The organism is Streptomyces sp. NPDC036984, from assembly GCF_055607665.1.
Map to the genome: position 1 here is coordinate 26,088 of NZ_JBVJRL010000019.1, position 13,139 is coordinate 39,226.

The window sequence follows — 13,139 nt, forward strand, 5'->3', positions numbered from 1 at the left end:
CATGGGACGCATCGACTACCTGCACGACCCCGACGCCCCGCCGGCCAACTCCGTCGTACCGTCCGTCGTCGCGTTCGTCCAGAACGACGCCGGCCAGGTGCTAATGATTCAGCGATCCGACAACGGGCGCTGGGCACTGCCGGGTGGTGGCCACGACGTGGGCGAGTCCATCAGCGACACCGTCATCCGCGAGGTCTGGGAAGAGACCGGGATCCAGGTGGAAGTGGTCGACGTGTCCGGGCTCTACACCGACCCCGGACACGTGATGCAGTACGACGACGGCGAGGTGCGCCAGCAGTTCAGCATCTGCTTCCGCGCGCGGCCGGTCGGCGGCGAATTCCGTACGAGCGACGAGACGACTCAGGTCCGCTGGGTAGATCCCGCGGACATGGCGACGTTGGACGTGCACCCCACCATGCGGCTCCGGATCGAGCACGCCTTGGACCGTGCGCGCACGGCGCCCTACATCGGCTGACGCTTGGCCGCGGCGACCCGATCGAGTACGCGAGATGTGCACGCGAGGATTTCGGGCTCCGCCCGGCGGATGAACTGACCGATGAGGCTGTCCGGCCCGTACCGCCCTGCGATCTCGTTGATTCGATCGATCGGGTTTGTGGGGGTGCCGTCTGGTGTGGTGTTCATGTCGCAGTAGCAGAGCGCGTCATTCAGGTGCTCGTGCTCGCGGGGGAACTCATCCTCCAGCTCCTCGCGCATGCCGCGCGCTTCCGCCTCCATCCAGGCGCAGGAGTGGTGGGCGACCAGGTTGATGATTCGTTCGTCGGCGCCGGCCACATCCCGTAGGTAGCGGGCGCCGTCCAGCGGGTGAAAGCCCGTCTTGGCCAGGTCCGGCGCGTAGCCGATGTCGTGTAGGACCGCCGCGGCTTCCAGCAGATCCGCGTTCTGGTCAAGGACGAGCGCGATCGTGCGCGCCCTCTCGGCGACCCCAAGGCAGTGCTTCCACCGCCGCGGCAGCGGCTCGGCGAGCAGAAACTCAGCCAGCGGATAGGCCCACTCCGTCAACTTCGGCAAGCTACGACCGCTCCTCTCGCGCCGGCACGGCGCGGACCGTCCGCACCCTGCCCTGTCCGCCCCCCGCCAGTACGCCGGCGGCCTCTAGTTTCTCCAGCGCCTTCGTCGCCGTGGGACGTGAGACACCGAACCGCTCGGCAAGCGCCGAAGCACTTGGAAAGGCTTCCCCTACTTCAAGCCCGTCAGACGTGATGACGTCCGCGATCCGCTGGTGCAGTGGACGCCGGTCAACTTGCGCGCCCGAACGCACGACGCGCCACCGCTCGCCTGGTGCTGGTTCGGCAACGCCTTCCTGCTTCAGCACGCCGAACGCGCGAACAGCGACGCCACGCGAGACCTTGTAATCGCGCACGACCTCGGTCAGCGACGGCAACACCGTCATGTCCGGGTCCCCTTCGATCCGCGCCTTCAGCGCGTCAGCGACCTTCAGGAAGGTTCCCCGAGGGTTGGCCTGCTGCGACACCCGCTCTCCCTCTCCGCTCGCCCGTCGTCACCTCCAAGACTCCCATGACTCGCGGCCCTCCCAGAGAGTCCAGAACGCGCGGCCGCCGTATCGCGCGCTACACGCCCCAGACAGGGAAGCCTTCCCGCCCTGGCCAGAGTTGCCCTACCTCATCAAGCCCCGGCTGCGCTCCGCTCCGCCGGGCGCGCTTCCCGGCTCCGCTGCGGGCGACGCTCCTGCCTCCGGCTCGCTCCGCCCGCGCTGCGCCGACGCGCGCCCATATGCGGGTAGGGCCGATGGCCATGAGGCGAGCACCGCGGAGCGCGGCTCACGGTCAAGACGATGCCTCCGGCGGGGGAGGCCGGCCCCGGGATAGAGGGGGCGCCGTTCCCGACTGCGGGTCCGTAGTGGCTTGTGCGTGGTGCTCCAATCCCGTCCACCGTCGACCCAGGCAGAGCCGAGCAGACGCGGCCCAGGGGTGTCAGGTCGTTCGTACAGTGGCGCGCTCCGACCTTGACGCCCCTGAACCACGCCCGCTCCACGGTGTGTGGGTCGACGGCGGACGGGATGGGAGTTAGGGGGAAGACGGGTTGCCGCCTAAGCCCTTGATGCGGCAATTGGTAGCAAAGTCTATTTCGCACTCTTCGCGGAGATGTGTCATTTCTCGGCAATGGGGCCGGACTTCGTGCGTGTTGGGTTACGATCTACGCCTTACCGTAACCGAGGGGGGTTGGGTGTGGCTGAGCATTCCATTGCCGCTTACAAGATCGTCGTGCACCGACGGCAAAAGAAGGATCCACTCCCCCTCGATAACTTCACCGAAGGTGGCACTGATCTCCTTCAGGTGATTCACGGGTATCTGGCCTTCCTTCAAGAAGATGGCTACGACAACACGGACACCAGAAACGTTCTCCGGGCGCCCGAGGTGACGCCCCATAACAGGCATATCCGAGTAACCCTTTCGCGCGGTGAGTACGGCGTGACGTCGCAATTCGAAGAGCGAGGTAGCGGCGTGCCTCGCTTCAACAGGGAACGAAGCGACGTTGAAATGCTTAAGTTCCGTAGCCTGATTATTCTCCCCAAGGGGCGGGAAGTCGGCCTTCTGCTTACGGAACGCGTACAGAATCGCGGCGTCTATACCCTGTTCACCACCGGGCTCTCTCGGGCTTTTAAGAAGAGGTTCCCCGAATACATCGTTGAAGTTAACAACCTTTCCCCGGAAGCCGCGGTGTCGCGGGTTCTTAGTCAAGGTCAGATTAAGAAGATTCGACTAGTGCGGAATAGTGTTCCCAGGGACATTGCTGATCAATATGAGTTGAATCAGCATGAGCAGGCTCTCGGAACACTGGAGACCGTGATCACTGCTCCGCGGCGGAAGTTCCTCGGGAAGAACGCGATTGAGAAAGTGATCAACGGGGCCACCAACGTGTCCAGTCTCCTGGAGTGGCAGAACGTGAACTACGACGATCTGCGGGTTGAGGTGCAGGTGGGACGTACCTCGCGGACGGTGTCAGTGGCCTCTGGTAAGACTCCTCTCGTCACGTTCGACATCGAGGAGGGACTGCTCGACGATGAGGGGACCCTGCCCGATGACGTCTTCTACCAAGAAGCGTTGAAGGTGGCTGTAGAGCTTGCTGAGGACGTCAGTCTTACGCGTTCCTCAGTCGCCGAACAACAGTTTGTATGGCCAAATGACTGGGCTGACTACCGGCTGGAGGTACCCCCTAGTGAGGATGCTGAACCTTAAGCCGATCTTTATCGACCATTTCCAGACCCTACGCACGGGCACGGGCGGCGCAGAGGCTGTATCCAAGGGTGACGTCTTTACCCTTTATGGAATACCTCTGTTGCTGCCAGTGGTGGCGATCTGGCGGGATTGGAAACTAGGCGGCATTGGGGATCTACTCACGGCGCTCTCGTTGATGTGCGGCCTGCTATTCAATCTCCTGGTGTTGTCTTTCGATGTCGCCTTGCGGGCTGCCGCGCAAGTAAGGGAATCGCAAGTCGAAACCCTCTCGACGTCTGTCAAGATTCGCCTGATTCGCCAACTGCAAGCTAATACGACGTATGCGCTTGTGGTCGCTCTTGCTGCGACGATCGGACTGGCGGTGGGGGCGTCCAAAGATCTCAAGCACTTCAACTCGTGGATCACGGCATGCCTGATCTACCTGCTTACGCACTTTGTGTTCGTGTTGATGGTAATCCTCAAAAGGATTAGGTCCATCTTCAGGAACGAGCTGACGCCATAACGGGCTATCTGCAGTAGATCGCCCTCTTCCTAGCTCCCCAGACGTCCCCCCGCAGCAGCACGCAGAGGCAAACCTGCAGATCACAGCTAGCGGACTTAGCCCGCTGTAAATCTGCCGGTGCTCTGCAGCTGGGCCGTCTGTGGGCCGTCGAAGGGTGGCCTGCGGCGACCGACAATGACCTATGACGACCGCTCGATCGCTGGTCTGCCCTGGGCCAGCCTCGATCGCGTCAGGTTGCTTTGGGCCGATGTCACTTCCTGCGCAACAAGAAGTCGGAGTGGGAGGAGTACCGCAGCGAGGTGACCGCCTTCGAGCTGCGGAAGAACCTGCCGGTGCTGTAGGCGCAGATCAGGGCGGGTTGCCGCCGAAACGATCCCGTGGGGCCGACGGTCGTGGACCGCCGGCCCCACGGTGTCTCACAGCCCGCTCCTCTGCATGGCGCGCATGATTACGCAGCGGTGCTGGGACTCTCTGTAGACACCGACCCCGTCAAGTTGCTCGGAAATCCTGGCAGCGTATTGGCGTCGGCTTCTGAATCGATGAATTTGAGCGCGGTGAGCGCACGGAGTGAATCCCGCAGGTTGGGGCAATGGACTTCATCTATGAGGTCCTTCGCTTCCTGATGTTTGTACTCCTGCTCCCTGTCGTGACGAAGTTTGTCTATGAATTGAAGCATGAGTCGCCGAGAACGGTTGGCCACTGTGAAGAAGAGCGCAGCAATGGCATCGGTTATGATTCCCGATCCGGTAATCACTGCTGTTTGGAGTGAGTGGGAGCCGGGGGATCTTACCGCGAGCACGACTCCGCCGACGATTATCAGAAAGCCGAGCGATGCAAAAGAGAGGCTCCAGTAGAAGCTCACCTGGGCGTGCCCGGCTCCTTGAGCGTAGTACTTGAGGACGAGGCGAGTCTGCTCATCCAGAGCCGGGCCCTCTTCGTCGCGTTCGGCCACTGTGTTGTGTAGGTCCGTGTGGATTTGTCTGAGCTCTGCGGTGACATCGGTGTGAGGAGATCTGTCCAAGGACTGCAGTGCGCCCAGGGCCGTGCCTGCGGCCCGGGCAAGTTTGTCATCGCCGCTCTCCGTCCCCCGTGGTGCTTTACGGTCGGCGACTCCGAAATCTGCCTCAACCTTTCGGGTGGCATTTTTTGACAGGTGCGCGAACACTGCCATCAGGGCAGCTGCGGCGCCGCCCGCCGAGGCGACTATCCAGACCGCGGCGGGGGCATCGATGGCAATGTATTGCATCTCCGCTCCTGAATTGTCTTCGCGCCATGGACTTACGTCATCGGCTGCAAGGAACGCGGAAAGCGCGGTAAGCCTGTGCTGATCGCCGCGTGTGTGCCGTCACATCGCGAAGTTGAGTAAGTAACCAATTGTCGTTCGGGTTCCTGAATCAGAATGCATCTCCTGCTTCCGGAATGTCTACTGGAAGTCACAGCCCCTCACTTCCAGCTGATGGCCTTCCCGAAGGTGTCGTTGATCCGGGTGGCTACGTCCTTCTGGGCCGCCACCAGGGAGAGGACGCCCGCCACGATGAGCGACCAGCGCAGGCTCTGGGCCGCTGCGTTCGAGGAGATCGCCGGGATCATGGGGAGCAGGATGCCCGCCGAGATCAGGAGGGCGGGGGGCAGGATCCAGAGGAAGAACCTGTGGATCCGGTTCGACCGGGGGATCTCCTCGGGGGCGTTGGCGAGCAGCGCCTCCCGGTCACCCTTCGCCAGGGCTTCGACGCCGGACAGCATCGACTGCAGCAGCCGGTCGAGGTCGTCGCGATTGCCGATCCGCAGAAGCGCTGCCTTGTGCGCCCGGAACACCTCCGAGATTCTGAGCGACTCGGTTCGGATCTCGGCCTTCTGGTGGGGTTCCAGGAGGTGCAGCACGTCGCTCGAACGGGCGGCGCTCTCGGCGCTCCGGGCAGCCCGTTCGATGCTCACGGCGCACATGGTCGACACCTTCGAGTTGTTGATCCGGCCGCGATGGAACCAGACCAGCGCGGTCGCGTCCACCCATCTGAGGAGCGCGGCGTCGTAGCGGTGCATGTGTCTGGTCCGCTTGCGGCTGTAGGAGGCGAGATAGGAGAGCAGGGCGATGAGCCAGACCCAGCACCCTGCCACGATGAACCCGATGGCCAGTCCGTCGACCGCGGACCGGGCGTAGGAAGCGTGACTTCCCAGGTACGGCGATCCGAACATCAGGGCGGTCGACGCGGCGATGATCTCCACCGAAGCGGAGAGCAGAAGGTGGGACAGCAGATAGAGGCGGGTGTCGCCGCGGGAAATCCTGAACAGGACGAGCAGAACGAGGGCGATGGCGAGCACCGCGGAGACCGCTGCGAGCAGACCCTGCGCAGCGCCGTCGGGGCGGAAACCGGCGATGAACAGGCCCGCGGCGCTCGCAGCGAGCAGTGCCCACCCGCTCGTGACCGCCCCCATCTCCGTGAAGGGAAGCCCGGCGTAGTTCCTCCGCACCGCCGCGCAGATCAGCCGCGGACGTATCTCCTCGCGTCGCTCCGGGTCGTCGAACGGAAGAGAGTCGAAGTCCTCCACCGTCTCCCTGACCCGCGCCCGTGCTCTGAGCAGAGACCTCTCGTACGCCAATGCCCGCCCCCCTGTTGTCTTCGGGCCAGCGTAATCAGGCTCCGCGTCACTCCGGGCGCAGGCACTCGATCTCGTAGTCCCCGCTGTCCTCGTCGATCGTCACGCCGTGGGTCTCGCTGCGGAAGCCCGGGAAGTGGCGGTCGAAGGTCTCCAGGGCGGTGAGGTAGCGCAGGAGGGGGCCGTCGGGGGTGCCGGTGGACTCGCCCGGCATGAGGACCGGGATGCCGGGCGGGGTCACCGTCACCATCGCCGCCGCCACCCGGTTCGCCGCATCGGCGATGCGGACCCGTTCCGTGCCGCCCCGCACCAGCCGCTGGTAGCAGTGCTGGGGCGGGTGGACCGGCGCCGGGAGCTGCTGGAACGCGGTGTCCAGCAGCTCCACCAGCCGCGCCGAGCGCAGCTGCTCGTGCATCTGCCGGCACAGCTCGCGCAGGGTCAGACCCGAGTAGCGGCGAGGGTGCGCGGCGACCGCCGCCGGAAGGACACGGTCGAGCGGGGCGTCGGCGTCGTAGAGGGCCTTGAAGTCCATCAGGGCGTCCAGCAGCGTGCCCCACTTGCCCTTGGTGATGCCCATGGAGAACAGGATCAGGGTGGTGTAGCTGTCGGTCTTCTCGACCACGATGTTGCGGGTCGCCAGGTAGGCCGTCAGGATCCGCGCCGGAATGCCCTCCTCGGCCATCTCCCCCGTGGCGGTGATGCCGGGGCAGGTCAGCGTGACCTTGACCGGGTCCAGCATGCAGTGGCCCTCGGTCAGCCCCGGGAAGCCGTGCCAGGCGGCGCCGGGCTCCAGCAGCCAGCAGGACTGCTCGGTGCGCAGCAGCTCCGGCGGGGCCTCGTCGAAGGGCAGTCGTTCGCCCGTCACCGGGTCGGTGACCTCCTCCGGCTGCCACACGCCGAAGAACCACGGCGGACGGTCCCCGGCGCTCTCCACCCGCCGGCGCAGCCGCACCATCTCCTGGCGGAAGCGGACCGCCTCGGTCACCGCCTCGTCCAGCAGCCACTCGCCCTGTGGCCCGTCCATCATCGCCGCTGCCACGTCCAGTGAGGCGATCATCGGGTAGAGGGGCGAGGTGGTGCCGTGCATCATCAGGGCTTCGTTGAAACGGTCGTGCTCGACCGGTGCCCGGGGTGCGGGCCGTACGTGCACCATCGCCGACTGGGAGAGCGCGGCCAGCAGCTTGTGCGTGGACTGGGTCGCGAAGACCGTCGGCCGGTCCGGGCCGGGGAAGGCGGCCGCGTCCACCGACATGCCGTACCGGCCCGCGTACAGCGGATGGAAGCGGGCGTACGCGAACCACGCCTCGTCGAAGTGCACGCGGGGCGTGCTGGCCGCGAGCGCCCGCGCGGTCGGTACGGCGGCGTAACTCAGGCCGTCATAGGTGGAGTTGGTGAACACCGCGTACTGGGCGTCCCGGGACACGGCGCCCTCGGCGAGCGGGTGCGCGGCGATCCGGGCCGCGATGGAGTCCGCCGCAAGCTCGGCCGGGGGCAGCGGGCCGGCGAGGCCGTAACCGTTGCGGGTCGGGATGAGGTAGACCGGCCGGGCGCCGGAGACCACCAGACCCTGCAGCACCGACTTGTGGCAGTTGCGGTCCACCAGGGCCAGTTCGTCACGGGTGACGCTGAAGTGGCCGACCAGGCGGTTGCAGGTGGAGTCGCCGTGCAGCACGAAGTAGGTGAGGTCGGCGCCGAAGACGCGGGCCGCGTTGCGCTCGGCCGCGCCGATGGGGCCGGTGTGCTCGAACAGCGAGCCCAGTTCCTCCACCGAGATCGACAGGTCGGAGCGGAGCAGCCGCTCGCCGAAATAGTCGTGGAAGGCGCGCCCCGCGGGCGACTTGAGGAAGGCGACGCCACCGGAGTGGGCCGGGGTGTGCCAGGAGTACTCGTGGGCGTCGTCGAAGCGGCGCAGCGCCCGGAAGAACGGCGGCAGCACGTCCTCCCGGTAGGCGCGGGCCGCGGTGGTGATCCGGCCGGCGATGAACCCCGGCGTGTCCTCCAGCGGCCACAGGTACCCGACGACCGTCTCGGACACCCACAGCGGCAGTTCGCGCAGGCCCTCGTCGGCCATGACGAGGAAGACCGGCAGATCCCGGTACCGCCGCCCGATCCGGCGCAGCACGGCCGCCCCTCCCAGAGCCCCGTCGACGGTCTCGTCCGGCTTGGCGAGCGCGGCCCCGGGGCCGTCCCCGACGGCCCGCCCGCGCCCGGGCAGATCCCAGGCGACCAGGGCCGCGGCCAGCCCCGCCTCGGTCCGCAGCACCGCGTCCGCGTCCTCGGCGGTGACCGCCCAGCGCACCTCGAAGCCGTCCGCCTCCACCGCGTCCCGGATCTTCCGCAACTGCTCGGCCCCGGCGCCCTCGGCGCGCGCGTGCTGCGGTACCGCGACCAGGATCCTGCTGTCGGCCATCCCGTGCCCTCGCCTTCTTGGCGACCGCCCGGCCGCCGCCCCGGAGAGTCTCGGGGGCGCCCGCCGGAACGCGGGCGCCCGCGCCGGTGAACCACCGGGATGAAGGAATGCGCGGACCGCCGGGTTGACCCCGGGCGGGTTATCCGGAGTACGCCGGTGACACGGCGGCCGGGCTGATCCGCCGCGGCCGCCCCGACCCGTCCGCCGGTACCTCGTACAGGTCGGCGCCGTAGTCCCCGGGCAGCGCGTACACGACCGTACGGCCGTCCCGCCACACCGCCTGGTCGTCCACGCTCCGCGACTCGGCGAGCGCGGTCTCCCGCATCGTGCGCAGGTCCAGGACGTACAGGCGCCACGGGGCGTCCTCGGGCAGCCCCTCGACCCGCTTCTTGTACGCGACGCGGGTGCCGTCGGGGGAGAGGGACGGGCACTCCACGTTCCCGTGCAGGGTGGTGACCGTACGGCGGCGCAGGTCGCCGCGGACCAGGTACGTCCGCTCCTGCGTGGCCAGCGTCGCGTAGAACGTGCGGTCGTCGGCGGCGAACGTCACCCCCCAGAAGTTGACGTCCGCCGCCCGGTACGGACGCCCGTCCCGGACGATCCGGAACGTCTCCAGCGACGGGATCAGCGCACCGCTGCGGGTGTCGGCGATCGCCGTGCGCGTGGAGAAGTCCGTCCCGGCGTACGAGTCGCCGCCCACGAACGCCGTCCAGGCGGCGAAGTGCCCGGTGGGGGAGACCCGGGCGCGGGACGGGATGCCCGGGACGTCGTAGCGGTGCACGGTCCGCAGGCGCGCGTCCAGGACCAGCGCGCGGTAGGTGTCCGAGACCGGCCCGTGCACGGCTTGCAGACACACCCCGGTCCCGGAAGCGGCGTGGAAGCGCAGGCACGTGAGGCCGGTGGCGGTACGCGGTCCGCCCGGATCGTCCGCCGGGACGGACGTCACCTCGTCCCGGTGCGGCCCCCACGCCATGTTCCGGAACAGCAGCCGCCCGGGCTCGCGCAGCGCCACCGTGCCCGAGGTGACGCTCGGCCCGCCCGCCTGGGTGTGGTTGCGGCGGTCCGCCCGCGCGGAGGCGTGCAGCACGGAGGCCAGCCCGACCGCCGCCAGCACGGCGACGGCCGAGACCAGGATCAGCACACGATTGCGTACGGTCATGCGGTCACCGTCCCCTTCGGGCGCAGGGTGAGGGAGAACGCGGCGCACGCGGCGAGCGCCACCGCGGCCCCCGCCAGCGCCGCCCGGTCGCCCCAGACCGTCCAGGCCGCGCCGAACAGCAGCGAGCAGGCGAACCGGGTCAGCGCCTGCCCGGTCTGGACGACGGCCAGCCCCGACGAGCGCAGTGCCTCCGGCACGCTGTCCGAGGCCGCGGCCATCAGCACCCCGTCGGTGGCCGCGTAGAAGCCGCCGTGCAGGGCGAGCACGAGATACGGCAGCACCGAGCCGTGCCAGGAGGTGAGCAGCAGCGCGTACACCACGAGCAGGGCGCCATGGCCCGCCAGGAACACCGCCCAGCGGCCCGACCGGTCCGCGAGCCGGCCGAGCGGCACGGCCAGCAGCAGGAACGCGGCCGCCGTTCCCAGGGGCAGCAGCGCGAACCAGCGGTCGGGGACGCCGAGACGGCGCTGGAGCAGCAGATAGACGAAGGAGTCGCTGACCGTGGCGAGGCCCAGCAGCAGGGCGCAGACGGTGATCCGGCGCAGGTCGCGGCCGCGCAGCAGCCCCACGGCGGCCCGCAGGGCCGGCCGCCGCTCCGCCGCCGTACCCCGGCCGCCCGGCACGAAGAGCACGAGCACCAGCAGGCCCAGCGCCGCCACACAGGAACTCACGGTGAACACCGCGTCGTACCCGTCCACGGTGGCCCGCAGGATCCAGAACGCCACCAGCGGCCCGAGCAGGGCCCCGGCCGTGTCCATCGCCCGGTGCACCCCGAAGGCCCGCCCGCGCGTTCCGGGCGGGCTGGACAGCGAGATCAGGGCGTCCCGGGGCGCCGTGCGCAGCCCCTTCCCGGTCCGGTCGGCGGCGAGCACGGCCCCGATCGGAGTCAGGGAGTGCGCCACCAGCAGCAGCGGCTTGCACACGGCCGAGATGCCGTACCCCAGCCCGGCCACCCACTTGTGCCGCCCGCCGCCCCGGTCGGCGAAGTGCCCGCCCACCAGGCGCACGAGCGCCGAGAACCCGTTGTAGATCCCGTCCAGCAGTCCGAATCCCAACGGCGACAGACCCAGACCGGTCACCAGGTACAACGGCAGTACCGCCGTCACCATCTCCGACGACACGTCGGTGACCAGGCTCACCGTTCCCAGCGCGACGACGGTGGGGGCGACCGCGGCACGGCGCCGCCCGGCCGGAGACCGGACGGCATCGTGAGCGGACGTACTGGCGCGGCTGTCCGCTACGTACACGTCAGGACGCCCAGATGCCGGTGATGTCCTTGGCGGAGGCCGCGTTGCCCGCGTGCGTGGCCAGACCCTGGGTGTCCTCCAGGGTGCGCAGCAGGTCGTAGTGGTTGTACGTGGTGGAGGAAGTGGAACCGGCGGCCACCGGCTGCCCGTAGAACACGGTCGGAATCCGGTTCCCGCTCAGCCGGTTGTCCTCGTCGAAGGTGACGACGAGCAGGCTGTTGTGGGTCTTGGCCCAGGTCGCGTAGGCGCCCAGGTTGTTCTTCAGCCAGGTGTCACCGGTGGACACCGAGCAGTCGTGCATGTCGCTGCACAGGTTCGGCACGACGAACGACAGCTGGGGCAGCGTCGAGTAGTCCGTCGGGAACTGCGCGAACGTCTTCGCGGTGGAGGTCGGCACGTTGCCGAACCCGAACCAGGGGTTGTGCTTGCGGGCGTAGTTCCCGCTGCTGCATGTCGTGGACCCCTGACTCGGCAGGGACTCGTTGTAACTGGCCCAGGTGCGCCCGGCGGCGATCAGCTCGGACGCGAGGTTGGGCTTCGACGAGAAGCCCGGCGTGTAGCAGCCGTCGTCGGTGATGCCCTGCGTCGACCCGGAGAACAGCGCGAAGTAGTTCGGCTGGCTCGGATGGGTCTCGGCGTACGACTGGGTGAGGTTGGCACCCCCCGACTTCAGCGAGTTGATGTACGGCGCGCTGGACGATCCGATGACCTGGCTGTAGGCGTGATTCTCGAAGACCACGACGACCACGTGGTCCGGGCTGGGCACGGTACCCGCGGCGTGCGCGGTGTCGCCGCCGAGCCCGGTCCACAGTCCGACCGCGGCCGCGGCGAGGGCCGCCGCGGACGCCACGACGGCACGGGCACGGCGATACGCCGAACGGGCAGAACTGCCGGACACATCAACCTCCGGGAATGGATGGACGGCTGGCGGTGCGGACAGAGCATGCACACGCCACCATTCCCGTGGCCCACGCGGGCCAACCTCCCGGGTGAAGACCGGATGAACGCCGGGTACTCGCGCCCGCATGGCGGAGATCCTCATCGGCACCTGCGGCTGGACCGACCCGGAGCTGCTCAGGAGCGGCTGGTACCCACCCGGCCACCGCGACGCGGAGAAGCGCTTACGCCACTACGCGACCCGCTTCCCCCTCGTCGAGACCGACTCGCCCTACTACGCCCTCCCCGCCCCCCGCACCACAGCCCTCTGGGCGGACCGCACGCCCCCCGGCTTCCGCTTCGACGTCAAGGCGTTCTCCCTCCTCACCGGCCACCCCACCCGCCCCGCCGCCCTCCCCCCGGACCTCCGCGACCACCCCCGCGACGAGGCCCTGCGCGCGGAGATCTGGACCCGCTACGCCGAAGCGCTGGCCCCCCTGCGCCACTCCGGCCGCCTGGGCACCCTCCTCTTCCAGTACCCGCCCTCCCTCACCCCCGGCCCGGAAGCCGAGGCCTTCATCCGCGTCGCCCGCGAACGCGCCCACGACTGGCCGTTCGCCGTGGAGTTCCGCAACCCCGCCTGGTGGCACCCCGCCCAGGCCCCCCGCACCACCGCCTTCCTCACCGACCTGGACGCCACCGCGGTGGCCGTCGACACCGCCCAGGGCCTACCGACCTCCATGCCACCCGTCACCTCCGTCACCACCCCCCACCTCTCGGTGATCCGCTTCCACGGCCGCAGCCCCCACTGGGGCACGGGAACGAAGGAGGACCGCTTCCGCCACGCGTACACCGAGCGGGAGCTGACCGAATGGCTGCCCCGGATCCAAGCCCTGGCGGAGGCCACGGACGAACTGCACCTCCTCTTCAACAACTGCTGCGGAGACGCGGCCCCCACAGCGGCCCAGACCCTCAAGGACCTCCTGCAGACGAGGCTCCCGCACCAGCGCGGCACCACCACCCGGGCCGTGACCTGACCCGAGGCCGCCCACGGCGGGAAGGGGACGTGCCGGGTCGTGTCCGCCCGCAGCGGCCGGCGAAAAGTCCGGCAACGCACGGGAAACAGCCCGCC

The 13,139-nt window shown here is 68.3% G+C and carries 12 protein-coding genes and 1 pseudogene; 5 read left to right on the forward strand and 8 right to left on the reverse strand.

Going from position 1 to position 13,139, the window contains the following annotated elements; translation table 11 throughout:
• Position 1: 1 nt before the first annotated feature.
• Positions 2 to 475, forward strand: a complete 474-nt coding sequence (locus ACZ7DL_RS29030; protein ID WP_470778538.1) for an NUDIX domain-containing protein — start codon at positions 2 to 4, stop codon at positions 473 to 475.
• Here the strand turns inward: ACZ7DL_RS29030 and ACZ7DL_RS29035 are convergent.
• Positions 463 to 1,029, reverse strand: a complete 567-nt coding sequence (locus ACZ7DL_RS29035) for an HD domain-containing protein (RefSeq protein ID WP_470778540.1) — start codon at positions 1,027 to 1,029, stop codon at positions 463 to 465. The two genes, ACZ7DL_RS29030 and ACZ7DL_RS29035, sit on opposite strands and share 13 nt — an antisense overlap.
• Position 1,030: 1 nt before the next feature.
• The gene (locus ACZ7DL_RS29040) at positions 1,031 to 1,492 is read right to left on the reverse strand and encodes a GntR family transcriptional regulator (RefSeq protein WP_470778542.1); all 462 of its coding nucleotides are present in this window, start codon (positions 1,490 to 1,492) and stop codon (positions 1,031 to 1,033) included.
• 715 nt (positions 1,493 to 2,207) lie between these two features.
• Between ACZ7DL_RS29040 and ACZ7DL_RS29045 the strand changes: the two genes are divergently transcribed.
• From ACZ7DL_RS29045 to ACZ7DL_RS29055, 3 genes and pseudogenes are all read left to right on the forward strand, one after another.
• The gene (locus tag ACZ7DL_RS29045; protein WP_470778544.1) at positions 2,208 to 3,218 is read left to right on the forward strand and encodes a hypothetical protein; all 1,011 of its coding nucleotides are present in this window, start codon (positions 2,208 to 2,210) and stop codon (positions 3,216 to 3,218) included.
• On the forward strand, positions 3,205 to 3,720 hold the full coding sequence (locus ACZ7DL_RS29050; RefSeq protein ID WP_470778545.1) for a hypothetical protein: 516 nt from the start codon (positions 3,205 to 3,207) through the stop codon (positions 3,718 to 3,720). Before ACZ7DL_RS29045 ends, ACZ7DL_RS29050 begins: the two co-directional genes overlap by 14 nt.
• Positions 3,721 to 3,974: 254 nt before the next feature.
• Positions 3,975 to 4,061 (forward strand): annotated as a pseudogene (locus tag ACZ7DL_RS29055) (glutamine synthetase); the annotation flags it as partial.
• 107 nt (positions 4,062 to 4,168) lie between these two features.
• On the opposite strand, the gene ACZ7DL_RS29060 reads toward ACZ7DL_RS29055, so the two are convergent.
• The 6 genes from ACZ7DL_RS29060 to ACZ7DL_RS29085 all read right to left on the reverse strand — a co-directional run bounded on the left by ACZ7DL_RS29060 (position 4,169) and on the right by ACZ7DL_RS29085 (position 12,029).
• Positions 4,169 to 4,966 (reverse strand): TRADD-N-associated membrane domain-containing protein, encoded by a 798-nt coding sequence (locus tag ACZ7DL_RS29060; protein WP_470778546.1) that lies wholly within the window; start codon positions 4,964 to 4,966, stop codon positions 4,169 to 4,171.
• 197 nt (positions 4,967 to 5,163) lie between these two features.
• Positions 5,164 to 6,267: a hypothetical protein gene (locus tag ACZ7DL_RS29065; RefSeq protein ID WP_470778547.1), complete on the reverse strand. Its 1,104-nt coding sequence runs from the start codon at positions 6,265 to 6,267 to the stop codon at positions 5,164 to 5,166.
• A 97-nt stretch (positions 6,268 to 6,364) separates the two neighbouring features.
• Positions 6,365 to 8,725 (reverse strand): Orn/Lys/Arg family decarboxylase, encoded by a 2,361-nt coding sequence (locus ACZ7DL_RS29070; protein WP_470778549.1) that lies wholly within the window; start codon positions 8,723 to 8,725, stop codon positions 6,365 to 6,367.
• 139 nt (positions 8,726 to 8,864) lie between these two features.
• On the reverse strand, positions 8,865 to 9,884 hold the full coding sequence (locus tag ACZ7DL_RS29075; RefSeq protein ID WP_470778551.1) for a TolB family protein: 1,020 nt from the start codon (positions 9,882 to 9,884) through the stop codon (positions 8,865 to 8,867).
• Positions 9,881 to 11,131 carry an MFS transporter gene (locus ACZ7DL_RS29080; protein WP_470778552.1) on the reverse strand — a complete coding sequence of 417 codons (1,251 nt, stop codon included), beginning with the start codon at positions 11,129 to 11,131 and terminating at the stop codon, positions 9,881 to 9,883. The genes ACZ7DL_RS29075 and ACZ7DL_RS29080 overlap by 4 nt, the downstream gene beginning before the upstream one ends.
• A 1-nt stretch (position 11,132) precedes the next feature.
• Positions 11,133 to 12,029, reverse strand: a complete 897-nt coding sequence (locus ACZ7DL_RS29085; RefSeq protein ID WP_470778554.1) for an alkaline phosphatase family protein — start codon at positions 12,027 to 12,029, stop codon at positions 11,133 to 11,135.
• Between the two features lie 127 nt (positions 12,030 to 12,156).
• On the opposite strand from ACZ7DL_RS29085, the gene ACZ7DL_RS29090 reads away from it, so the two are divergent.
• Entirely contained in the window at positions 12,157 to 13,044 is an 888-nt protein-coding gene (locus ACZ7DL_RS29090; protein ID WP_470778555.1) for a DUF72 domain-containing protein, read from the forward strand.
• Positions 13,045 to 13,139: the final 95 nt, after the last annotated feature.

Bases quoted from the DNA above. Each gene is read 5' to 3' on its own strand.
- ACZ7DL_RS29030 (WP_470778538.1), top strand. From the start codon at position 2: ATGGGACGCATCGACTACCTGCACGACCCCGACGCCCCGCCGGCCAAC.
- ACZ7DL_RS29050 (WP_470778545.1), top strand. From the start codon at position 3,205: ATGCTGAACCTTAAGCCGATCTTTATCGACCATTTCCAGACCCTACGC.
- ACZ7DL_RS29060 (WP_470778546.1), bottom strand. From the start codon at position 4,966: ATGCAATACATTGCCATCGATGCCCCCGCCGCGGTCTGGATAGTCGCC.
- ACZ7DL_RS29070 (WP_470778549.1), bottom strand. From the start codon at position 8,725: ATGGCCGACAGCAGGATCCTGGTCGCGGTACCGCAGCACGCGCGCGCC.
- ACZ7DL_RS29075 (WP_470778551.1), bottom strand. From the start codon at position 9,884: ATGACCGTACGCAATCGTGTGCTGATCCTGGTCTCGGCCGTCGCCGTG.
- ACZ7DL_RS29090 (WP_470778555.1), top strand. From the start codon at position 12,157: ATGGCGGAGATCCTCATCGGCACCTGCGGCTGGACCGACCCGGAGCTG.